21 protein-coding genes and 2 pseudogenes are annotated in these 24,234 nt (G+C 37.9%); 20 read left to right on the forward strand and 3 right to left on the reverse strand.

The window, feature by feature from the left end:
- Positions 1–3: 3 nt before the first annotated feature.
- The 4 genes from QUE03_RS04360 (at position 4) to QUE03_RS04375 (ending at position 5,520) form a co-directional block, all read left to right on the forward strand.
- Positions 4–468 carry a hypothetical protein gene (locus QUE03_RS04360; RefSeq protein ID WP_286265495.1) on the forward strand — a complete coding sequence of 155 codons (465 nt, stop codon included), beginning with the start codon at positions 4–6 and terminating at the stop codon, positions 466–468.
- Positions 468–2,570, forward strand: coding sequence for a secretin GspD/PilQ domain-containing protein (locus QUE03_RS04365; protein WP_286265497.1), 2,103 nt, complete (start codon positions 468–470; stop codon positions 2,568–2,570). Before QUE03_RS04360 ends, QUE03_RS04365 begins: the two co-directional genes overlap by 1 nt.
- Positions 2,571–3,277: 707 nt before the next feature.
- Positions 3,278–4,684 (forward strand): hypothetical protein, encoded by a 1,407-nt coding sequence (locus tag QUE03_RS04370; RefSeq protein ID WP_286265499.1) that lies wholly within the window; start codon positions 3,278–3,280, stop codon positions 4,682–4,684.
- A gap of 245 nt (positions 4,685–4,929) precedes the next feature.
- Complete coding sequence (locus tag QUE03_RS04375; RefSeq protein ID WP_286265501.1) at positions 4,930–5,520, forward strand: hypothetical protein; 591 nt, start codon at positions 4,930–4,932, stop codon at positions 5,518–5,520.
- A 108-nt stretch (positions 5,521–5,628) separates the two neighbouring features.
- Here the strand turns inward: QUE03_RS04375 and QUE03_RS04380 are convergent, their stop codons facing one another.
- Entirely contained in the window at positions 5,629–6,534 is a 906-nt protein-coding gene (locus QUE03_RS04380; protein WP_286265505.1) for a sulfotransferase family 2 domain-containing protein, read from the reverse strand.
- A 29-nt stretch (positions 6,535–6,563) separates the two neighbouring features.
- Positions 6,564–7,883: a flippase gene (locus tag QUE03_RS04385; protein ID WP_286265507.1), complete on the reverse strand. Its 1,320-nt coding sequence runs from the start codon at positions 7,881–7,883 to the stop codon at positions 6,564–6,566.
- 179 nt (positions 7,884–8,062) lie between these two features.
- Here QUE03_RS04385 and QUE03_RS04390 point away from each other — a divergent pair, with 179 nt between their 5' ends.
- The 13 genes from QUE03_RS04390 to QUE03_RS04450 all read left to right on the forward strand — a co-directional run bounded on the left by QUE03_RS04390 (position 8,063) and on the right by QUE03_RS04450 (position 20,989).
- Positions 8,063–9,139, forward strand: a complete 1,077-nt coding sequence (locus QUE03_RS04390) for a nitroreductase family protein (RefSeq protein WP_286265509.1) — start codon at positions 8,063–8,065, stop codon at positions 9,137–9,139.
- The gene (locus QUE03_RS04395) at positions 9,139–10,284 is read left to right on the forward strand and encodes a polysaccharide pyruvyl transferase family protein (RefSeq protein ID WP_286265511.1); all 1,146 of its coding nucleotides are present in this window, start codon (positions 9,139–9,141) and stop codon (positions 10,282–10,284) included. Before QUE03_RS04390 ends, QUE03_RS04395 begins: the two co-directional genes overlap by 1 nt.
- A gap of 69 nt (positions 10,285–10,353) precedes the next feature.
- Positions 10,354–10,746 carry an FAD synthase family protein gene (locus QUE03_RS04400; RefSeq protein WP_286265515.1) on the forward strand — a complete coding sequence of 131 codons (393 nt, stop codon included), beginning with the start codon at positions 10,354–10,356 and terminating at the stop codon, positions 10,744–10,746.
- 11 nt (positions 10,747–10,757) lie between these two features.
- Entirely contained in the window at positions 10,758–11,252 is a 495-nt protein-coding gene (gene pssD / locus QUE03_RS04405; protein ID WP_286265517.1) for a PssD/Cps14F family polysaccharide biosynthesis glycosyltransferase, read from the forward strand.
- Positions 11,249–12,418 carry a PssE/Cps14G family polysaccharide biosynthesis glycosyltransferase gene (gene pssE, locus QUE03_RS04410; RefSeq protein WP_286265518.1) on the forward strand — a complete coding sequence of 390 codons (1,170 nt, stop codon included), beginning with the start codon at positions 11,249–11,251 and terminating at the stop codon, positions 12,416–12,418. The genes pssD and pssE overlap by 4 nt, the downstream gene beginning before the upstream one ends.
- 22 nt (positions 12,419–12,440) lie before the next feature.
- Positions 12,441–13,490, forward strand: a complete 1,050-nt coding sequence (locus tag QUE03_RS04415; RefSeq protein ID WP_286265520.1) for a glycosyltransferase family 4 protein — start codon at positions 12,441–12,443, stop codon at positions 13,488–13,490.
- 3 nt (positions 13,491–13,493) lie between these two features.
- On the forward strand, positions 13,494–14,336 hold the full coding sequence (locus tag QUE03_RS04420) for a glycosyltransferase family 2 protein (protein WP_286265522.1): 843 nt from the start codon (positions 13,494–13,496) through the stop codon (positions 14,334–14,336).
- A gap of 60 nt (positions 14,337–14,396) precedes the next feature.
- Positions 14,397–15,239 carry a glycosyltransferase gene (locus tag QUE03_RS04425; RefSeq protein WP_286265524.1) on the forward strand — a complete coding sequence of 281 codons (843 nt, stop codon included), beginning with the start codon at positions 14,397–14,399 and terminating at the stop codon, positions 15,237–15,239.
- A gap of 81 nt (positions 15,240–15,320) precedes the next feature.
- Positions 15,321–16,268 (forward strand): GNVR domain-containing protein, encoded by a 948-nt coding sequence (locus QUE03_RS04430; RefSeq protein WP_286265526.1) that lies wholly within the window; start codon positions 15,321–15,323, stop codon positions 16,266–16,268.
- A 27-nt stretch (positions 16,269–16,295) separates the two neighbouring features.
- A complete protein-coding gene (locus QUE03_RS04435) occupies positions 16,296–17,612 on the forward strand; it encodes an O-antigen ligase family protein (RefSeq protein WP_286265528.1) in 1,317 nt (438 codons plus the stop codon).
- Positions 17,613–18,860, forward strand: coding sequence for an oligosaccharide flippase family protein (locus QUE03_RS04440; protein WP_286265530.1), 1,248 nt, complete (start codon positions 17,613–17,615; stop codon positions 18,858–18,860).
- Positions 18,857–20,041: a CDP-glycerol glycerophosphotransferase family protein gene (locus QUE03_RS04445; protein ID WP_286265531.1), complete on the forward strand. Its 1,185-nt coding sequence runs from the start codon at positions 18,857–18,859 to the stop codon at positions 20,039–20,041. The genes QUE03_RS04440 and QUE03_RS04445 overlap by 4 nt, the downstream gene beginning before the upstream one ends.
- Positions 20,042–20,062: 21 nt before the next feature.
- On the forward strand, positions 20,063–20,989 hold the full coding sequence (locus tag QUE03_RS04450) for a hypothetical protein (protein ID WP_286265533.1): 927 nt from the start codon (positions 20,063–20,065) through the stop codon (positions 20,987–20,989).
- Positions 20,990–20,991: 2 nt separating this feature from the next.
- On the opposite strand, the gene QUE03_RS04455 is transcribed toward QUE03_RS04450, so the two are convergent.
- Complete coding sequence (locus QUE03_RS04455; protein WP_286265534.1) at positions 20,992–22,512, reverse strand: hypothetical protein; 1,521 nt, start codon at positions 22,510–22,512, stop codon at positions 20,992–20,994.
- A 174-nt stretch (positions 22,513–22,686) separates the two neighbouring features.
- Between QUE03_RS04455 and QUE03_RS04460 the strand changes: the two genes are divergently transcribed.
- The 3 genes and pseudogenes from QUE03_RS04460 to QUE03_RS19660 form a co-directional block, all read left to right on the forward strand.
- Entirely contained in the window at positions 22,687–23,688 is a 1,002-nt protein-coding gene (locus tag QUE03_RS04460; RefSeq protein ID WP_286265536.1) for a glycosyltransferase family 2 protein, read from the forward strand.
- Positions 23,688–23,954 (forward strand): annotated as a pseudogene (locus QUE03_RS19655) (hypothetical protein); the annotation flags it as partial. The gene QUE03_RS04460 and the pseudogene QUE03_RS19655, both read left to right, overlap by 1 nt.
- A gap of 57 nt (positions 23,955–24,011) precedes the next feature.
- Positions 24,012–24,206: pseudogene (locus tag QUE03_RS19660) on the forward strand (DapH/DapD/GlmU-related protein); the annotation flags it as partial.
- Positions 24,207–24,234: the final 28 nt, after the last annotated feature.

Consider the following 24,234-nt stretch of genomic DNA (forward strand, 5'->3'; position numbering starts at 1 on the left):
CCTATGCGAGTACTTCCGTTAATATTGTCTTTACTGACATTTACGTATTTAGCGAGTGATTATTTTGAATTTGCAGATGCCCAAGCTCAAAATTCGGCTGCGCAAGTTAACGTTAAACCATACCAACCCAAAACACTTGCAAAAGAGCCGTTAGCTGCCGAGCAATCTTGGCTGGCTAAAAAACTCGAACGAGCAGAAAAAAACGCACCTAAAAAGGTAGAGAAAGTTGCGGCAACATCACAGCAAGTTTTAGCTTTGGGCGATCAAGAATACATTTTATACGGCATTTTTAATGACCCTCAAAAACCTTTTATCTTATTGAAAGGCGAATCAGGTAATATGGTCAGATTAGCCAAAGGTGACAAACTAGGGCAAGATGCTACGCTAGTCGACTTAAAATCGAACAAAATTAGCTTTGATCGCAATAGCGAACTAATTGAATTTAAACTATTTGAACGTAAGAAATAATGCACTCACAATACAAGCAAAAATTAAATAAGCATAAATTAGCACTCGTTATCTCATCAATGTTTGCCTTGTCAGGTTGTGCATCACTAATGGAACCTGACAGCCCAATACAATCAAATGAGATGAATTTAAAAAAATCTTATTTAGAATCTGAAGGTGGTCAACCTAAAACGAATGACCAAGTGAATGGTCAAGAATTTAATGAAGCAGGTGAGTTTGTTCGTTTAAATAATTTAAGTGACAATAAAAATAACCTAAAGCTTGAAATTGATTTATCTAAACAATTTAGTGATAACGCTGAATTTCAAGTTTCTGTAAATGAATTACCGCTCAATGATTTTCTACATTACGTATTAGGTGATTTACTTAACGTATCGTATTTAATTGAGCCAAGCGTTAAAAACAATACAACCCCAGTTACCCTAGAGCTTAAAGAAAAGGTCTCAGGTAAAAAACTCTTTCAACTAGTACAGCAAATATTGGCGCAAAATACCATTAATGTTGCTATTAATGATGATGTATTTTTTATTCACCCGCTTAACAAACAAGGTAGTCGTTCTGATACCGCATTTGGTTATGGTTCAAGCAAAAAAGATGTCCCTAATGTATCTGGCGATATTCTCCAATTAGTACCAGCTAAATACGGTGTGAGTGTAGGTCTAAGGAACACATTAACTTCCTTAGTTGATGCTACAGTAACAATAGATCCAACGCAGGGTTTAGTCACTATTAAAGGTAAACGCCCACAAGTTGTAAGAGCAATAGAATTACTTAAACTGCTTGAAAGCAAAGCAATGCTCAATAAAGCCATAGCTATGCTAAGCTTTCAGTACATTGACTCCGAAACATTCATTGAAAAAGTTACAAGCCTATTGCAAGAAGAAGGGGTTATCTCTAAAAGTACCCGTGCCCCTGTAACCAATTTACAATTTATTCCAATCGAGCATTTAGGTAAGGTTGTCGTTTTTGCCAGTGCGGATGAAATATTGGATAGGGTTGAATACTGGGCCGATATCCTAGACAAACCAAGAAAGGGCTCTGAGCAATCGTTTTATACCTACCACCCTAGATATGCTAGGGCTTCTGATCTAGGGGAAAGCTTAACTCCGCTTATTTCTTCAACAACAAATAAGTCATTTTCAAGAAACACTACAACAAACCTGAGCAATAGTGCTTCAGGAAATACTCAACAGAATAATCGCTCATCATCTACAAATGCCACACAAAGTACGCAAGCCATTGAAGGCGAAAACATGCGTATGGTGGTAGATTCTCGCTCAAACTCGTTAATTTTTTATTCAACGGGTAAACATTATCAAGAGCTGCAACCCATTATTCGTAAGCTTGATGTTATGCCTAAGCAAGTGATGCTTGAAGTAGTGATTGCGGAAGTTACCCTTACAGGAAGTTTTGCGAAAGGCGTTGAGTACGCAATCAAAAGTGGCCCAAGCGGAAGTACGACTGAAAGTTTCAACTATAACGGTGAATCAGGATTTAGTTATTCTGTAGTAGGACTTGATGGCAGCATTAATATAAATTTAAATCAAAAAGATGGCCTAGTAAATGTACTGTCTCGGCCAACCTTGCTAGTGCGGGATGGGGTAGATGCTACAATTAGCGTCGGCGATGATGTGCCAACAGTAGGAAGCACAACCGCAGACCCTATTAATGGCGACAGAGAAACCACGAATATTCAATACCGTAAAACAGGTATCGATTTAACCGTTACGCCAACAGTGAATGCACAAGGGACTGTAATAATGACCATTTCTCAAAATATTTCGAATATTGCGGCGGATGGACTTTCTATTAGTGGTTCACCATCAATCTTCGAGCGTAAAGTATCGACAGAAGTGGTAGCAGGTGACGGGCAAACAGTTATGTTAGGCGGCTTAATCAGTGAAAACCGTTCAAATAATGCTAACGCCATTCCAGGGTTAGGTGACCTACCTTTACTAGGCCACCTTTTTAGAAGTGACTCAGAAACTACGTCTAAAACAGAGTTGGTAATTCTAGTGACACCCAAAATAGTGCATAACTTAGACGACTGGAAGCGAGTACAAGACAGCTTTATTCAAGGCCTAGAAAATATTAACCTATAAGCGCCGCTACTCTTTATTACGTCATACCAGCATACTACGTCATCCCCGCGAAAGCGGGGATCTCTATAATAACCTCCAGACGGCTCCTAACTGCGCGGGGATGACGCACTAAAGCGGTATCTAAACGCAGTACTAAAAACCAATAAACAAGCTAACGAAATCCACATAAGTACTTTAAAACCAAGTCAGTTTTTTGACACAAAGCAAAGGATTTAGAACAATTCTAATGTTTTTTGCTTTTTTTTGGTCACACCACTTGAAAACCACAAAAAGACAAAGTAACTTAGCATCGAAATGTAGCGAGTCGTCTGCAGATTGAAATATGGATGTTTAATAAAGTGATTTGCTTGAAAATAACAACAAGATTAAAGATTTCAATTCTATAACACTTGTACTACTATTAATTCGCTATAAGTAGTAGCGCATCTGACTATTATTGGTTAAAATGCGCCGCATATAGTTATTGTTAAGAACAGTAAATATAAAGCACAAAAACGTTAAGTAAGCTAAATTAGCCTTGTTGATGTATTAATTGGTTGTTTATTCAACAAAATATAAAAATAAGAAAGCTATTTACTTGACTTTATTAGGGCTTTATCATTAAATTCGATTTGATTCGGCTAAAACTCCCGCCGAAACAGGAAAAATATTGGCAATAGAGCTCATTACTCTATTGCTGGTTTCATGAAACTAGGAGAAAGAAAATAATGAAATTTTTCAAAAAAGCACTAGTAGCTTCTGCTATCTTAGGTGCGTCAACTGTAGCAAATGCTGCTGATTTGACTGATGCAACAGTTGCTCACTCAGCTCAAGGTATTGAAGTGAATGGCGCAACAGCATCTACAATTCGCGTAATCGTACGTGAACAGCTTGAAGCAGGTGATTTGATTACTTTTACCTTTGGTACAGGTGTTGATAAAACTGGTTTGGCAGCGCTAGCTGTTGATACACTTCCAGCTGCTGATGTTGCGAAAATTGATGTCAACTACGGTTCAGGTACATACACAGTGTCTGAGCATGCTTCTACTGACCTTTCAAAAGGTATTTTAGTTTTAGAAGTTAACACAGGTGACCCAGTAACTAAAGATTCATCATTTGAACTTTATTTACCAGCTTCAGCTTTTGACGCAACTAAAGCATCTACAGCTACAGCTACTTATTCAGCTAAATCAGGTCTAACTGGTGATGCTAAAGATACTTCAGGTGATAACACAGGTTTGTTCCTTGTTACTCAAGATCAATATGCAGTTTCAGTAAAGTCTGATTTTGATGGTGTGGTAGAACGTTTGAATCAAGTAACATTTACTAAAAATGGTGACTTGTTTGCTAATGGTAGTAACTCTGCGTCTTTAGATGATGCAGTTTTAATTGATGTTACAGATAACCAGACGTTAGCTAGTAAAGTAACTGCTGCTACTACAACTTTAACTGTAGATGTAACTGGTAACTTCAAAGATTACGCTGCTAATATGGCTACTGCTGAAGCTTTCTTATTAAGCACAGCTGCAACACCTATTGCTTTAGCTGGTACTACAGCTACAGTTGCTAAAGTAAATGATACCACTGCTCGTGTAGTTGTATCTGCTGATAACTTTGCTGGTAACGTGTTAGGTGATTTTTACCTAGCTTTGACTAAGCCTGTGGCTGCAGGTAAAACTATTCCTGCTACTGAATTCTTAATGGATTCAAGTGTTGGTTTTGGTGGCGCTAAAGCATTCGTTACACAAACTGATGCTGATGCAGGTGAGTGGAAACTCGACGCAACTGTAATCACTGTACCTTACTTCCCTGTAGGTAAAGAAGGTACTTCATCTTCAATTCACTTCGCAAACAACAGCTCATCAGATGTTGATGTAATTGTTAGTGTAATTGATGCTGATGGAACTGACACTTACACTTCAATGGACTTAGGTAAAGACTTAGGTAAAAATGCTGTAACTAAAGTTAGCCAAGCTGAGTTAATTGCATTATTTGGTCTTCCAACTGATTCATTAACTAAGTTAAGCGTTACTTTTAACATCGATGCTAAAGAAGGCGATGTTAATGCTTACGCATTCACTACAGATGACACTGGTCGTACTGAGATTTCTACTACTCAACAACACGGTCAATAATCACTAGTTTATCTAGCGATATTTACTTTAAAAACCCAGCTTAGGCTGGGTTTTTTATTGCCTGAAAATTATTAAAGAGAAATGTATAGGTTATTATCAGCTAATCTGAATTACGCTATAACTCTTCTATATACCTTGCAGCAATTTTTTTATATTATCGTCCTCACTATATCACCGAGAAATAATTCGGTTTAAAACCTTTAATCATTGGCTTATTGCCAAGACATTATTTACGGAGAATTTTTGTGACAGTTCGTATTACTTCATTGTCTTTTCTTTTAGTGCTGGTTACCTCTATTATGACCTTTAACACTAACGCCGCTTCAGCCGAAAACTCTGAAGTTATTTTGTCAAACAGCTGTGATGCTTCATTGAACTTTAAAGTTAAACCCTTCAGTAAAAAACAAAACCTACAGCTTGATAAGGCAACAAGTTTAGAAATGAATCAGCAATTAAGCTCATATACGCATAACAGTGCTAAAGTTGCGTCTAACGTCACTTGTCAGCGATTAACTGGCGCAAATTATACGGGCAGTGATGCTGAGTGGGCAGGTGTGATTAAAAGCGCATTAGACGGTATTAATGCTAAAGGTGCAACCGAGGTTAAATTAGCGCTAACAACGCCACTTGGCAAAGTGTATAAAGGCAGTGAAAATAACAAAGAATATGATTTCCGCGCTGATTTTGGAGGCAATAAGCAGGTAATTAAAAATCTTACGGTGTTAGACCTACCACGAAACACCGTTTACACCTTATCCGTTAGCGGCGCAGAACAAGTTGAAGACGAAGTGATGAAAGAGTTTAAACGCATTGTTACGTCTTTTAAATTGAATTGATTTTACTAACTTAAAATGCCGACAAAGTCGGCATTTAACATCTTAAGGCACTAGAAGAATGGGGTTGTCTAAAGAACAATAATATGTCTCTAGTTTTTATTGTTCGAGTTAACTAAGCTTTCCTCTCGCTTTACCCACAATTTCTAACTCACTACAACATAAGTCACTCAGCTTATTTATTGTTTTTGGACGGCTGAAGTATGCCTGCAAAGAGTTACTCACACCTTCCTCTTTTTTCATGACAGATGATTGAGTGTTTATTTTTTCAAAAGTAATTTTACGCTCCGTCAATTGACTACATTGCATAGCAAACGCATCTAAATCATCCAAAAAGCCAACTACCTTAAATTGTTCTAAGTTACCCATAACCTCAATTTGCATTGACTCAGCATCAGCACTGTCTTTAGGGTAACGGCCTGTTAAAAACATGGTTTGAGTATTAGCCAATTGCCAACCGCGTTCACTATTAATAATAGCCTCAGCTTCAGCTATAAGTTCAGCTTCACTTTGCCTTGATGTGTTTAAGGCATTAGGCAGCATAAAAGGGTTTTGATTGGTGAGTTTGTTGTAAATATAGTTGGATTTAAATCGCTCAACTGGATCGCGCAGCACGGTCATAAACGCATAGTCGTTAGCGTACTTAGCCAGCAATTCACTGTTTACGGTAACGTGCCCACTAACGTATTGCCATTGCTTTGCAAGGTAATAATCGAAGATGCTTGAAAGGTTTTTCGCGTGATGTCGGCTAAAGGCAATACTGTCTTCTTCTGATAATATTTCTTTGCTAAAGCTTGCCACGCTCGCAGCAAGCGTTGCATCTCGGTCAATACGTTGCTGTTGTGGCAGCGCAATCGCTTGCCTCAGCGCTTTATCGACCGACATACCGGCACACTTTGCGATATGCACAAAGGCAATTTTTGGTCCTTCATACGCTTCCTTAGCAATAGGATGCAAAGCGATATCATAGCCTTGTTTTATCAGTAACTGCTTTACTAAATTTTTAATATTTACCATAGCGCTAATCTTAACTGCCTTGTGCCATATTATTTTTCATCTATTGCCACTTTTTTACGCTGTAATCCAGCGACTATAATTTGCGGCCATTGTAACATTGCTTTGGTCATCAAAAAGGCAAACGGTCGTGTTTTTTGATACAAAAATAAACTGATATAGCTAGCAACAATGTAGGAGAGTAGTGTTGCCCAAGCGGCGCCAAGGCCACCATATTTAGGGATTAAAAATATATTTAATAGCACGTTGCACACAGCGCCTAAACCATGTGTATATAAGCTGTATTTTAAATGATTATTGATGATTAACCATTTGCTAAACAATGCACGTTGAAAAATAAATATACTCGCAAATATGTGAACACTTAAAATGGCGGCACTAGGTAGATAATTATCGCCGTAAACTAATGCAATGATCGGCTCAGATAAAATCAAAGTCGCAAAGCTAATCACTAATGCTGTGATGATGAATAAGGCGAGTAAGTACAGCAAAAAGCCGTTCATCGCCTTTGTACCTAATTTACGTTTAGTGATTATGCTTGGGTTATAAGCATTGGCGATTAGAATTGGAAAGATATACCAAAACTCTGATAGCTTGGCCGCTGCGGCGTAATAGGCAACTTCTTCGGTGCTTACTAAATTAGCTAGCATAATTTGATCTATTTTTAGATAAATTATTGCCGCAATGCCCGATAATAATAACCACTTACCCTTATGCAACATTACTTGTGCGCCATGACGGTTAGCCGGGCGGGTAATTTGTATTTGATGCTGCTGAGATCGGTATTGAACATGGTATAGCAAGGCTACCGCAGCATACTCAATGCATTGAATTATTATTAAAGGCAATAAATTTGCTTGGTTAACAATAACGATGATTTTGACAATATTAGCAATAACAGCAACTGACATTCTTATTTTTAGCGTAGATACTACTTGCTGCTTAGCGAGAAAAAAGTACTCATAAATGAGTAAGGCATTAGCACTTTGAAAGAGCAGTAACAGAAATATATAGCTCGATAGCGTATTGTTATCATTAAACAATAAAATCCCAGCTGTACCTAATACAACGGATGCTGCAGCACCTAATAATCGAATAGTTAGTGCGGACTTTACGTAGTAATGACTATTTCGTGGATATTTTACGACATACTTAGTGACTATGTTGTTTAAGCCCATAATACACAGAGGAGAAAATAATGTGGCAAAAGCAGTTACATAAGCATATTGACCAAAAAGCTCAGTACCACCCACACGAGCAAGCAATACACTAGTGACAAACGCGAAGCCTATTACTATCACCTTTTCTGCGATAAGCAATATGCTGTTTTGTGCGCTTTTAGACCAATTCATGAAAATATTTTGCTTTGATTATAATAAGATAGTGCATCTAATGACTAATATACCATTATTTAATTCGTATCGAGAGCGAAAGTTAATTTCGCTAGCTGTTATGTCGTCTATTCGCTAGAATATACCTGCGTATTCAACAATAAAGGCTTAGTTTTCGCCTTTAAATTAGCAAGTGTTAAATGAAGGCATTAATAAAAAAAATATTACCAGAGACACTCTTTGATGCGCTTGCTCGAACTCGCGCTAAAGTAGACCTCTTCCTTGCGAAGCACTGCGTGAAGTTTCGTTTTACCAGCTCACTCTTCTATTTCTTAATTAACGGTCAATTTCGTCGAGAGCATCAATCGGTACTGGCGGGGCGTATTGCTTATCATGAGGCGCTTGAAGCCATTAATGCTTCGCATGCATTGCTTAGAAGAAATACACATCGCCTTGAAAAGGGTTTAATTATGGAGCCCAGAAAGCCAAGCTTTGCTGAAGCTTATATTGGTGAAACAGTAGATATTTTTGCCAAGTGCTTGAATCAAGAAGGTTTTAATAAAGAAGAGTTAGATTGGGCATCAGATGTATTAAGCGCCTATTTTGAGGTTGTTACAGATACTCCTGTGATTAAAAAAGCAAGAGCATTGTTTAATGCCTTACCTGTTTCTATGTCTCGTACGACAACAAAGTCACCTCCTAATAGCCCGTATCCCAGTGAAAATAGAGTCAAATCTTCTATTAGCGAGGAAGACTTGCATGCACTATTTAAACAGCGTCGCTCAACTCGGTGGTATCAAGATAAGACCGTAGATATCTCTTTGATAGAGCAGGCTATTGACATGGCGGCTCAAGCACCAAGTGCTTGTAATCGTCAGCCATTTGAATTTTACACATGTATTGAACCTAGCATTGCACAGGAAATAGCGAGTATACCAATGGGCACTAAAGGATTTAGTGATAATATCCAAGCACTAATCGTCATTATGGGGGATTTAAGCGCATATCCGTTCGAGCGTGATCGTCACGTTATTTATATTGATGGTGGTCTGGTTGCTATGCAATTAATGTTGGCGTTTGAGTCTTTAGGCTTGTCCACATGCCCAATAAATTGGCCCGACATTGAATCATTTGAAGTTAAATTGACTAATCGTCTTAACCTTCCAGCACATAAAAGACCAATAATGATGGTTGCAGTGGGGTATGCAAAAGACACTGGCGGGATTCCGTTTTCTCAGAAAAAAAGTGCGAAGCAATTAATCAAGGTCGTTAAGTAATGCTTATTGAAATTAAGGGCGTTCAGTTTGTCAATAAAGGCGCTGAATTGATGTTGCAAGCAATTATCGACCAGGTAAATAAATTGTGGCCGGATGCAGAAATTTGTATGGAGCCGGATCAGAATTCACCGTACCTTAAACGTGCTGAAATTGGCGCGTATCAAAAACTCAGATTGGTTAAAAACCGCTTTGACTTCAATGGAGTAAGTTATCTTGTTCCTAAATATCTTCGCCAGTACTTAAAGACATCTTTAGGTATAGTTACTGAAGCTGATGTGGACATGGTGCTTGATGCTTCAGGGTTTTTATATGGTGACCAATGGAATTACCTTCCTCTAAAGCAAGCAAGCTTAATCGCCAAGCGATTCAAGAAAAAAAATAAGCAATATATACTGATGCCACAAGCATTAGGGCCTTTTTCTAGTCTTAAGTATCAGCAAGCTGCGAGGGTATTAACTGAAAACGTTGCAGTGGCTTTTGCTAGAGATAGCGTGTCAGTGAATCATGTAACAGAACTGACGGCACAAAGTAATGTGCAATTAGCCCCAGACTTCACTAATTTATTGGTCCCTGAGTTGCCATCTCAATATGTTTATTTAAAAGGCCAAGTAGCTGTTATTCCGAATAGTAAAATGATCAGCAATAGTAATAAAAACACTTTGTGGCGAGAAAAATACATCGACGTTCTTGTTAATGCTATTGAAGCGGCTCAAGCGATAAATCAAAAGGTATTTTTACTAAACCATGAAGGGAAGGGAGATCAACAAATTTGTCAGCAAATTAATCATAAGTTGGCGTTTCCAGTTGAAATTGTTAACCCTGAAAGTTGTTTGGCAATAAAGTCGATTATAGGGCAATGTGCTTGGGTGATAAGTTCGCGGTATCATGGTTGTGTCAGTGCACTTTCACAAAATGTTCCTTGCTTGGGGACAAGCTGGTCTCATAAGTATGAGCAGCTTTTTGATGATTACGGATGCAAAAACTGGATATTAGATGCATCAATAGATAAGACTGCCCTTTCAGGTGTTATTAGTCATTTTGCAGAATCTGCAGAGCAAAATAGCGCTGAATTGTCTGATTATTCAGCTGACATCAAAGAAAGCGCCAAATTAGTTTGGTCAACAATTAGTAATGAATTAAATTAGTAATATTGATTTAATCTGCAGGCGTTATTCACTACAATAGCGCACTTTTAATTTTCTACGGTAATACATATGTCACGCGTGATAACGTTTGGTACTTTTGATATTTTCCATGTTGGCCATCTAAATATTTTAAAAAGGTCGGCAGCGTATGGGAATCATCTTATTGTTGGCGTGTCGACGGATGAACTTAACTTCTCTAAAAAAAATCGTTACCCTATTTGCCCGCAACACAGCCGCAGTGCGATAGTACAAGAGCTAAAATGTGTTGATGAAGTGTTTTATGAAGAGTCACTAGAACTAAAGCGAGAATACATTATTAATTATCGGGCTGATGTTTTAGTCATGGGTGATGATTGGGCCGGTAAATTTGATGAGTTTAAAGATATATGTGAGGTTGTCTATTTACCCCGAACTCCTTCTATCTCAACGACAGAACTCATTGAAATTGTAAAAGACTACTGAATAGAGAATCTATGTTTAATAAAAAAACAGAGGTCATCTTACTGGTTTACGGTAAAGGCGGCCATGCCGCACAAATGAAGCGATTTTTGAGCAATAAAACAGAGGCAGAGCAAAATTGCCAATATGTTACTCTATCTAATGCCGATCTCGACTTCCCATGTATTGTTGATAGTTATTTTTGTATCGATGCTAGGGATAAGTTTTATTGGTACAAAAATTTTTTTATTTCTATTGCCTATATTTTTCTGGCCATTGTGCAAATGGTCCGGATTTGTTTTAAATATCGTGTAGTAGGCATGATTTCTACTGGTCCTGGTCTTGCGGTAGTACCTAGCTTGATATGCCGTATGCTGTTTAAAAAAGTGATTTTCTTTGAAGATTGGTGTCGATTTTCCACTCCATCGATTGCGGGGCGCATGATGTACCTGATAGCGAATAAATTTTTTATTCAACAAGAGTCGCTGCGTAAATTTTATCCTGATGGTATTTATATGGGACGACTATGAAAATATTCGTCACTGTTGGTAATACCCATTACAACTCACTGATCCAAGCAATTGATGAAAATTTGTCACCTAAGCAGTACGACATTACCATTCAATTGGCTAACGGTGATTATACACCTAAAAATCATGAGTTCTTTCGCTACACGGATCAAATAGACAAGTATTTCGAGCAAAGCGATCTAGTCATTGCACATGCGGGTGCAGGTACAGTATTTCAGTTGCTGGAAGAACATCGACGTATGGTGGTGGTACCTAATAGCGATCGAGTTGATGATCATCAACTCGATTTAGCCTCGTATTTGGAAGAAAACAACCTTGCTTGTGTTTGTCATGACTTTGACAAGATTTTTTCTGCAATTGAGCAGGCTAAATCTACAACATTTGATACATACGTAAATCAGCCCTTTTGGGGTTATGGATATATTGATGAGTTTTTTGAGGTCACGCCTTCAAATCTAGTCGGCGGATTACCTATTGATATATTTCCAACCATGGAAGACGCCGTTAATCACATTATTTCGGCTCGGGGAGATGTATTGCCAGGCAGTGCTATCGCTATAAACCCTGAAAAAGTGATTCAATCAATAAATGAGCCTGATACAAAAGAAGCGATTTTGTCAGCGAGCATTCGCTATGCTGACGGCATAGGTGTTGTAAAAACCCTTAAACGAAAATCAAGGCAGCGTGTTTCTCGTATTCCAGGTTGCGAGCTTTGGGAAGCATTGATGGAAAAATCAGCTGAATTTGACTTGCCAGTGTTTCTTGTTGGTGCAACAAAAGAAACTAACTTTGCTGCGGTTAATCAGTTAGAAGCGCAATATGGCGTGAATGTGTGCGGTTATCAAGATGGTTATTTTGATAAGAGCCAAGAGCAGGCTGTGATAGAAAGAATCGTCAGTGTGCAGCCTAAAATAGTGTCTGTAGCACTAGGCTCTCCAAGGCAGGAATTATTCATTCAACAGTGCCGAGAGTTATGCCCTGATACCTTTTTTATGGGGGTTGGTGGAACTTATGATGTATATACCAACAAAGTGAAGCGGGCACCGTTACTGTATCGTAAGCTTAATTTAGAATGGTTTTACCGCTTGGCAAACCAACCTTCTCGTGCCCTTAGGCAAGGTAACTTATTGCGCTATTTATTCTTAGAGCTAGTACGAAAGCTTTAGCTCTTATGTTGAAACAAATAATATGAAAAAACTCATCATAGTTGGCACAAAGGCGGATAGCGGAAAAGGCGGTATTTCCACGGCTCTTACTGGCTATATTGAAGGTCTGGAAGCTCACAATATAGATTATGAATTTGTGGTATCACATGATGGAGATCGAAACTCCATTGTCTGCTGGATAATCGCGCTGGTAAAGATTAAATTGCTTGCATTGAGATATCGTTCAAATGCTGTGTTTTGGTTTCATTGTGGCCCTTGGCTATCAATGACGAGAAAATTCACCCTCGCTGTTGTACCGAGAATACTAGGGGCAAAAACCATTGCTCACATTCATTCTCCGACCTTCAATCAATATATTAATGGCAGCCTATTTACTCGTTTTTTCTTACGCCTTGTCATGCTTCCTTATTCAAAAATAGTGGCTTTAACGCCTTGGTGGAAATCTCTAATGCAAGAGAGAGGTATTGAAAAGCCTATCATTATTTCACCAAACCCCAATAATAGTTTTAGTTGCCAAATAGCGAAGCAATATCTTGATAATCCAAGAAATATAAAGTCTAACGATACGGTGAAAATTTTAACCATGGCACGTATGGTTGACGGGAAAGGCATTGAAACGGTGATAAGTGCTTTTGAATTATTGCCTGAGCATTACACGTTAACTATTGCCGGTGATGGCGTACAACTTGAACATTATCAATCAATGGCTAGTTTATCAGAGGCGAATGATCGCATTGAGTTTACAGGCTGGATTGATGGCGAGCAAAAGCACAGTTTAATGTCACAAGCTGATATATTTTGTTTACCGTCAACCTATGATTCGTTTGGTATGGTATTTATTGAAGCAATGGCATACGACTTACCGGTGATTGCATATGGTTGGGGACCGATAAACGATGTTGTTACGCCAGAGGTTGGTGAATGTTGTCAGTCTGTGTCAGCTACAGAAGTAGCAGATAAAATTAAAATAGTAGCGCAGAATAGAGCAAAATATTCTGGTTTTGGTCCCAATAGAGTATTAACGTATTATACGCCAGAGCAAGTCGCCAAAAATATAATCGAGCAGCTTTAATTCATGAAAAGCATAATCATACCCGCGTATAATGAAGCAAATCTGTTGCCCAATACCTTGGCGAGTTTACTTGCTGATGATGCCTTAACTGACTGTAAAATATTTATCGTTTGTAACGGTTGTACTGACAATAGCGTAGATGTTATGCAACTCTTTGCCACATCAGTTGCTCAAAAAAATAACATGAAGCAGATCACGATAGACGTGGTTGATGAAAAAAAACCTTCTAAAACTCATGCACTCAACGTTGGTTTAAGTTTAACCGACAATGACGCTGTGGTTTTACTTGATGCTGACATTTTAGTTACGGGCCAGTGTGTCATGTCCTTATTTGAGCAACTTGAACTGCGCAAACTAAAGGCTGTTTCACCGAGAGTTGCTTTCGATACGGCTAAAAGTAGTAAGTGGGTAAGTCATTACTATCAGGTTGAGCAGCGTTCTCACTATAATCAAACATTAAGACTTTCAAACGTTATCGCCCTGAGTGCTCAAGCAGTAAAAGAGCTTAACCAGTTTCCAGATGTCATTGCCGATGACGAATATTTGAGGCGCTCATTTAGCAATACTGATTATGCAATCTTAAGTGAATTTAGTTTTAGTTTTATTGCGCCACGAAATATCTATAGCCTCATTACAGTATTGGCCCGTGTTGAGCGCGGGAATATTCAACTGGATCAAATGGGTCATTTTAGTGCCGGTGTAACGTCAGGAAATAGAGCGCCACAAAAGTTAGTCGCGAGATTGATATTTATTACAACCAAACTTTGTGCCAAAGTACTAGCTAGAGTCGAATATCATTTTGGACGACGCAATAAATGGCATAGGGACTTATCAAATCGTTGCTAATGCTGCAGCTTTATTAAAACTATGAACTTACTCCAACAAAATCCGCTTGTTAGTGTCTATATGCCTACTAAAAATAGGCGTGATTTGCTTGAGCGTGCGCTTAACTCAATTCTTGAGCAAACCTATTCGAATTTGGATGTCATCGTTGTAGATGATGGCTCTACTGATGATACTGTCGCCTTTTTAGAGACGGTAGTTAACAACGATCAACGGGTAAGATTTTTTAGTAATAAAACAAGCGCAGGTGCATGTGCTGCAAGAAATATCGCGATACAACATGCTTACGGTAAGTTCATAACCGGGCTTGATGATGATGATTTATTCTTGCCTAATCGGATCGAATCATTGCTGAGTCAGTATGATGGAAAATATGCGTTTATTTGTTCAAGTGCGTGGTGGGATTACGGCAAAAAACAGCGTTTGATTGATAGCCGAAATATGGATATTTCGTTAAAGCAGCAGCTGAACTACAATGAAGCCACAACGCAAGTCTTAGTCGCTACTGAACGAGTTAAAGCGTTAGGCGGTTTTGACGAAACTTTTGTTGCTTGTCAAGATTATGACTTATGGACACGCTTAATTGAGCATTATGGGATGGCTAAGCGAATTGCAAATCCAACCTACATTATTAACGATACTGGTTCGTCAAATCGCATGATATCTAGTCCTAATAGCGTCAAAGGGTATCATCAATTTATGCAAAAGCATGGGCACTTGATGTCACGAAAAAATATCATTAACCAAGAGTTTATGATGCTGCGCAGAGAAGCCAGAGTCATGAGCTTGCATGATCTAATTCGACAAATAGGTACAGGTTACTTCACCAGTAAATTGCGTTATTTCCTCTCTTCAAATTTTTCAATTATAAGATCACTACATAAAAAATTTTATAAGAATAGTTAACGTCATAAATCGACACTGAGAACGTTACAATATATAATTTTGCACTTTATTTATGTGCTTAATTATCTTGGAATAATTTTTATGGAATCAACGCAATTAACTGCGAATCAAACAACTGAAGAATTATCTTTATACGGGTTGTTCTCGTTATTTCTTCAAAACTGGTTGACGCTAGTTATTTCAGGCTTTTCTTTTGCGATTATTGCGTTGATTTGGGCAGTCAATCAGGCAAATGTCTATAAAGCGCAGACGTTACTTATGCCTGTTTCTGAAGAACAGTCTTCGCTAGGAGGGCTTGCCGGTGATTTAGGTGGATTGGCTGCTGTTGCAGGGCTTAGTTTAGGCGAAGGTGGTGATGAGAACGCTAAATTAGCGCTAGAGTTGATTAAATCACAAGCTTTTTTGGGGGAGTTTATAAAAGAAAATGATCTTGTTGTGCCTATAATGGCAGCTTCTGAATGGGATCCTGTATCGGATACGTTAATAATCGATCCTGAAGTTTACGATGTCGAAAGCAAAACCTGGGTAAGAACAGCACCACCTTCAAGAAAACAGATCCCATCTATTCAAGAAACCTTTGAAGTATTCTCACAGCTATTAGAGGTTGAGCAAGATCCTAAATCAGGTTTTGTAGTAGTTAGTTTGGAGTTTTATTCACCAAACCTTGCCGCTAAATGGACAATACTGCTAATTGAAAAGTTAAATGAAGCAATTAGAGTGATGGATCGCAATGAAGCTGACAATAGCATTAAGTATTTACAAAAACTTGCTGAAGAATCTTATGTACAGGAGCTGAGAAAGGCATTTACGAGCTTGATGGAAGAACAAATCAAATCTCGAATGTTAACCGAAATCCGTAAAGATTATGTTTTCAAAGTGGTTGATCCTGCCGTTGTTCCTGAATTAAAGCACAAGCCTAGGCGTTCTATCATTGTAGTTGTCGCGGGATTCCTTGGAGGAATTATCGGGCTTATCATTATTTTGTTTAGAACCGGTAGAGCTGAGCATATTAAACAACAGTCACTTTAAGACTCTAACGTTCTTATGTCTTTTGACATGATTAATCCCAACCCAGACGCTAAAATCAGAAGTTTGAAGCTGGCTATATGTCAGCTAACCTTTTTAATGCTAGGCGTTACGCTGCTAGTTGACTCGGTTAATGGCTTTTTCTTATCGGGGATGGGAATCGATCCCAAGCTTTCAGCAATGTTTAAGTTGACGTTGCTGTTTCTTGTGTTACTTCAAGTGGGAGCTGAGTCTAAGCGCGCTTTAGCCTATTCATTAACTATCCTAATTTTTTTTCTAGTTGGTCCAGTTATTACGCTAGTTGATACATTAGATGCGGCTGGCTTTATCGATGATTTCACTTCCTCCTTAAAGATACTTACTGCATTATTCATTTTTGTCTACTGCTGCTTAATGGCGGATAAATGGCCAGTCTTGACGGAAAAGTACGGGCAAATGGCAATAAAATTTGGCTTTCTAATTCTTTTGTCCAACATAATACTAGGCGTACTTGGTTTTGGCTTTTCAAGTTATGGTGGTGCAGAAGATGGTGACAATGAAGAAATAGGGGTTAAGGGCTTCTTTTATGCAGGTAATGAAGTCAGTGGTATTTTTATTGTGTTATTTGGCGTCATCCTTCATTTATTATGGATAAGAAGTAGGCGGCTATACTTTTTATTTGCACCAATAGCGATGGTATGTGGTCTGTTAATCGCCACTAAAGCAGCTATGCTAGCGGGTGTGGCAATGGTATTTGCTATCCCACTGTTTAATGAACGGAACAAACTATTAAATTTAACCTGGCTTAAATTGAAAATGGCTTTTCCGCTTATTGTTGTGGGCATTATCCTAGCTGTAGTTTTACTACCAGTATTCGAGGCTACTGGCCTCCTTGGTCGGTTTATGTGGTTTTATGAGAAAAAAGGCATAATTGGTATTTTATTATCAGGTCGTGATGAGTTTGTAGTTAATATGATGCAAGTATTCGAGCACCACACTAATCTATTAGATTATGTTTTTGGTTTAAGTAAGACTGGACTTGGGCTATTAACAAAAAATGCGATGGAAATTGATCCGATTGACATGTATTTATGGCACGGCTTACCAGGACTACTCTTTTTCTTAGTGAACGCCACTATATTTTTACGAGTATCTTATCTTGCGACTAGAATTCCAACTAGTACGTGGGGACCTTCAGTATTGGTGATTAACCTGATACTAATTGGTGTATCAGTTGTTGCTGGACATATTTTCACTTCAGGCATGCTGGCACCGTTATTAGGGTTAGTTAATGGTATGGCTTATATAGATCTTGTGAATCAAAGGAGACGCCTCTGTAAGTCGCCTAATATTAATGTGGCGGCATAAATGAGTAGGCTTGTTTATAAGAACTTTTTTTTCTTATTTATCGTTCAATTTAGCAACTATGTGCTGCCATTTCTAGTTATTCCCCTCCTAACGCGAGCACTCGGGCTTGATGGCTTTGGTAAATACGCTTTTTATATCGGGATAGGGAACTTATTACTGGTATTCATTCGCTTTGGTTTTGAATTTTCAGCTACTCGACAAATAAGCATTGAAAGCGAGAATAAGGAAAGAGTAGGGCAAATTGTTGGTGCTGTACTCGCTATCAAGACTTGCTTATTAGTGCTCACCTTAGCGGTATTTTATCTTGTTGTATTTATATTAAAACCTGATGTACAGCACAATATATTAATGCTGGGTGGAATGTTCTTATTGTCGGGGCAAATGATGTTGCCAGTTTGGTTCTTCCAAGGCATGCAACAAATGAAATTTGTGACCTTTTATACAGTGGTAACAAAAATAGTTTATGTCGGTTTATTGTTTTTGTTTATCAGAGATACAAGTGATTATGGTCTTGCAACAGTCGTATATGGCTGTGGCTTTTTTATCGCTGGAGCAATAAGCTTAATCCATGTGTTCAAAGCGGTACCGGTTTCATTTCCAACATGGTTATTGATAAAAGATACCTTTAAAGAAGCATTACCGTTTTTCAGCTCTCGCGTCTTTATCATGTCTTATACTTCGGCAATGATTCCATTGATTGGGTTTATTGGAACACCAGCTCAAGCGGCAATTTACGCTGCATCAGAAAAACTATATAACGCTGCTCAATCTGTTATGTATCCGTTGGCGAACGCATTGTATCCTCATGTAGCGAAGAATAAAGATCTGAGCTTATATAAGCGTTTGTTTCTAATCGCGATGGTTGTTGTTTTGTTTGGTGGCGTCATAGGCTATTTTGTTGCGCCGGTAATAATTGAGTTCTTATTTGGCAGTGAATTTAAAGCAAGTGCTGACATATTTTCTATTCACCTAGTCGCGTTGGTATTTTTATTCCCTTCAATGATGCTTGGTTTTCCTCTTCTAGCTGCACTGGGCTTTTCTAAAGAAGCTAATGGTGTTGTAATTGTTGGTGCATTAGTGTTTTTCGCTATTGCTCTTTATGGTTATTTAAGCGGAATTGTAGACTCTCAATATTTTGTTTGGGGTGTGGTTGCCGCGGAATGTACAGTATTTGTTCTAAGGGCTTATTTTGCAAAAACGCGAGTCTTTAACCATTTAGCGCAATTTTCAAAGAAAGAACCAGTATGATTATTATCAAGTACTTCGTTACGTTAGCAGTGTTATGGCCCATTTATTTCATCGTCAAGCTAATTCCGAAAAAGAAAAATTTATGGTGTTTTTCATCATATCGCGATTCTTTTGTCGATAATTCAAAGTACTTATTTCACTATACTCATAACCAACATAAAGAAATTGATGCTGTTTGGGTTACAGATAATAATCAATTATATGAAGAGTTGTTGTCCGCAGGTTATAAGGTCGTAAAACGTAAGAGTGTTAGCGGAATATTGACTATTATCAGGGCGGAATTTGTTTTTTTCTCTTCGTATGTATCTGAAGTCAGTTTCTGGTTTAGCTCAGGGGCAAAACTGGTTAACTTGTGGCACGGATTACCCCTTAAGAAAATTGAATTTGATATAGACAGTGGTGCATTAGCTGAAAAATATGCAGAAAAACCAAGTCGTAAGCAGTTGTTTTTAAGATTTTTTTATCCTGCTGCCTATAGTCGTCCAGATTTTGTTACCGCACCCAGTGATAAAATGGCAGAGCTTTTTAAAAGTGCTTTTAGAATCGAAGAACAAAATATTATTAGGTCTAGCTCGCCGCGTACTGATCAATTTTTTGATCAAGTTTCGTTCAATCAATTATCGTCAAACGAGTTAGCGCCAACGATTGGTAGTAAAGTATTTATTTATATGCCAACTTTTAGAGATACCGGCGGTGAGTTCTTTTCAAAAGAAAGGTTTGATTTTAAAGAACTTAACGAAGTCATGAAAGAAGTGGATGGCGAGTTTTGGATTAAGGCTCACCCTTCGGCAGGCGCTGAAGGTATTGACGTGTCTGAATTTGAAAGAGTTAAATTATTGCCTAATAATATTGATATGTACCCAGTGTTACGAGACTCATATGCACTGATTACAGATTACTCATCAATATATATTGATTATTTAATGTTGAATAAACCAATACATTTTTACTGCTTTGATCTTAAAGAGTACCTAGAGAACTGTAGAAGCATGTATTTTGATTATCACGATGTTACACCTGGCTCCAAATCACATAATTTTGATGAATTACTTGTGGCTTTACAAAGCTTGTCTGATGACTATAAAGTTGAACGTGAATACGTTATAAAGTTATTTTGGGGGGATGATTACAAGACATCTTGTAAGAAAATTATTGATACGCTAACAAAAAGTGAATTATAAAAAATAATAAGAAATACCTTTATGAAACTATTTAAACTCACATTGATACTAATGAGTATTAGTCTGTTAAGTGGCTGCAACTCTGAAAACGATGTTAACTATTGTGCTGATATTTCTCCAACAAAAATTAGTAAAAATGCCTTTTTGTTTGACTATTTTGAGCAGGACATTGTTACAAACCGGGCTGGAAGAAAAGTCGCCGTATCGTGCCATAACTGTTATGCAAATAACTCTGAACTGAATGAGACTTTAACCCTTATTCATTCAGCCAAAACGGGTAGTGCTGATTTTATTGAAATAGATGTACTGTATGGCAATGAGAATATCAATAGCATAGCGATCAGTCATGATGAAAGTTCTGAACTGGTCGATTTCGACGCTGTTATTAACTCACCGGATCTAGTTGATGCTCGACAAATTCTCTTCGTTGAAGTTAAAGGAGTTATCATTTCTGAGGAGCAGGCTCGAACGCTTATTCGACAAATTTCAGCTCCGATGAATGCGTTTAATCAAAGAGCTTATTTAAACCCCAACAGAATGACATTTATACGATCGTTTGAATTTGACGGGTCATTGTCTAGGTTTTATCAAGTACTGGAAGAGCCTGAGTTTGCTGAAGTTAGACCTTATATTTTGCTAAGCAGATTAACGTATATTAAAAGCCAAAAGACCATGTTTGCTGAGATAGAGCAAGCCGCAGAATGTGGGCTTGATATGGTAGAGTTGAGTGCAGAGGTCAAAACTCAGCGCCTAACATCTCTTAGTGAATATGCTCAATCACTCGGTTTGCTTGTGAATGTGTTTACTTTTAATGACGATGAACTTGACACTAAGTTGAGCCAATCATTAAGTCATGTTGATGTGGTGACGATAGAGCCAAACAGAAACGCCGAAACCCAAACGGTTTTCGAAAGTGCGAAAGAAATTATTCAGCAAAGCAATCTATAAAGTTACTTCTCTTTAGATTGCTTTTTTAACAGCCTTTTTTGCTGAATGCCATAATTAGCTCGAGATGGGATTAAGTGAAACATTAGTCGATAGGCTAATTGAGTATATGGAATCAACCAGGTTGGCGATTTCGGCGTATAACCCGATTCAACTTTCTCTGTGCGATATTTAGGTAGCACTTTCTGCCAGATTTTACGCATCGAGACATAGCGAACACTTGCTGAAAAATCTTGATGGATTACAGTATTAAATACTTTCTTATCGGCAAATGGTGAAGCGACTGTAAAAAATTGCGCTGCTAAAATATTACTGCCAAATACAGCGTATCGGCCACCTCTACCGTAAAGAAACTCATAATAGGTGACTTTTTGATAGTCATTTAATGATAACTTCTCTGTTTTGCTCACATAGTCTTTATACAATAAATCAAATTCTTCACTGGACAGAGATTTGTTTCTTTTTAGTAATAGCGTTTTCTCATTCCAATTGAGCAATTTATAAAGCCAAGGAAAAAGCTTCAGTAGCTCACCCTCTATGCCTTTGAAGGTCAAGAATGTTCCTCGTTGAAAGACATCACCACAATACCCGTCATAAAAGACATTGGCACTTTTAAAATGGTCTTTTACATGAGCGTAATTTGTTAATAATCGGTGTATCGGCTGTAAAGAAGCAAACGACATCTCTGATACTATTTCAGCCTCTTTTGAGTAAAGTTCTGGTGCGCTAAAGTCATAGGCATAATAATGTTGGAAGTCTGACGAAAATTTTTTCGCTATCGTAATTTCAGGTGAGTTTATAGGCCCGTAAGTAAAACCATAATTAAACTCACCATTTGCTAAGATTAGGCGAGAATCGAGCCCGCTACTTAATGGTAGTAATCTGTCATTAAATGACCATGATTGTATAAAGCGGGTAAACTCTTGGCCAATGTCTTCAAGCTCGACGCTAAGGCGACGATCAAGGATAGCATAGTGTTCCACATGGTTAAGCGTGGTAATACTGTGAGGAGCTAACCTTTCGATGCCATCAAATAGTGTATAGTTACCAAATAGGTGCTGCTTTTTATTAAAAATACGTTCAAGAGTAGGGTTGATAGGGTGATTGTCAGCATGGTAAATGGCTTTAGTGGTCGGAGCTACTTTCAGTGACTTATGTGTTGTATCGATAAAATGACTAGAAAGTCCTAAGGGATCAGTGATCAGACATTCTTTTTCGTTGTTACTCCAGAAAATAACGAAAACACCAGAGTTCACATAATCTAGTGCTTTGTATCCATCTTTAATTAGTGCATTGGCTAACTCTTTAATGTTATTACGGAGGTTGTTGTAAATGAACCAGCCGCTAATGACGAATAGATGACCATCTATTTGATATTCGGGTTTATCAGGCCATTCAAATTCATTGTAAATGACTTGCCCTGTACTGTATTTAGTTTGAAACTCGGAAGTCGCACTGTAATGAGAAGATAGTTCTTTACTGGCAGGAATTTCTCTTAAATCGCAATTTAGATATAAGCCTCTCATGGATCTCCTAGAACGACTATTCAGTACTTTATTTGGTGCGCTATAATACCCTAAGTTTACGTATTTCTTAAACTTATTATTATGCTTTTTGTCATCTTAACACGTGTTCTTTGTAAGCATATTCGTGATATTATGGATGACTATTTCGCAATTTAGAATTCGAGCCTGTTTGTTTTGCTAGTTTCATTAATCGTCCCTATTTATAACGTCGAAAAATATTTAAATGAGTGCCTAGACTCTTTAGTTCATCAAAGCGATGAAAATTTTGAAGTAATACTTGTAGATGATGGCTCTACTGATACTAGTGGAGATATTGCCAAGCAATTTGAGCGCGAACATGCTGAAATCTTTAGGTATTATTATAAAGAAAATGGCGGTTTATCTGACGCAAGAAATTATGGCTTGTCTGTGGCGAAAGGAAAATATGTCGCTTTTTTAGATTCAGACGACTATCTAGCAAAAGGTACTATTGAGGTTTTAAAAAAACAGCTAGCTACCGAAGCAGTCGATATTATCTGTTTTGGTATGAGAGAAGTGACAGAGGTTGGTGAGCATATACGCTTTATTCATCCAAACGCAAAGGGATTAACCGGCACCTATAGTGTGACTCAACAAGAGGGTTTGATCAGTAGTTCGCTGCCTAATGCATGCAATAAACTTATAAAAGCTTCTTTATTCCGTGAACATAACATAAAATTTCCGATTGGCCTTTGGTATGAAGACTTAGGTACCTTGCCTAAGTTATTCTTTCTTGCAGATAAAATTACTTTTATAGAAACGCCTTGTTACTTTTATCGTCACAGAGAGGGGGCGATAACTAAAACCTATTCTGATAAAGTGATGGACATTTACCAGGTCCTAGCAGAATTGAGGGCGTTTTTTCAGAACAACCCATATTCATCTTCAGATATTGATCTTAATACTTGGTATATAAATTTAACGGTCATCACCTTAGCTCGTCTAAGTTTGTGCAAGAATTTCGAACTTCCTGATTATGTGGATAGAAAAATTGAACGTGAGATATTGCAACACTTTAGGCATGTTTTTGATATTTATACACGTGCTAATTCTAAAAAGCGGTATAAAATTTTTGTATTCTTAATTCGATTAAGAGCAACTAAACTGGTCAGAAAGATAATTGAATTTTTAGTTAGAAGAAAAGCAATAAGAGTATGATGAGATTATTATCGCTGTGCGCGTATTACCTTATAGTCCGGCATTTGCCTACAACTGAAACACCGGTAATAGGTTTAGGCATTAGAAGAGTAAGACGACTGCTTGTAGGTCGAATATTTAAGCATTCAGGGCAAAACGTAAACATCAATAAGAATGTGTATTTTGGCACTGGTGCTGATATTTCAATTGGCAATAATTCATCTATTGAACCTGACTGCCAAATTGCTAATGACACAATTATTGGTGATGATGTCATGATTGCGCCAGAGGTGATTATTTTTTCAAAAGGGCATAATACCAAGCAAACTGATATAGCAATGCGATTACAAGGTGATACGGCACAGCGTCCTGTTACTATAGGGAATGATGTCTGGATTGGACAGCGCAGTATTATATTGCCAGGCGTATTCATAGCTGATGGCGCAATTGTTGGTGCTGGCTCAGTAGTAACAAAAAATGTAGCAGAAAAAACGGTAGTTGCAGGTAATCCCGCAAAATTTATTAAAACAAGGCAGTAATACGGCTGTTTATGGTGTGTAATTAGAG

Source organism: Thalassotalea atypica (genome assembly GCF_030295975.1).
GTDB lineage: Bacteria > Pseudomonadota > Gammaproteobacteria > Enterobacterales > Alteromonadaceae > Thalassotalea_F > Thalassotalea_F atypica.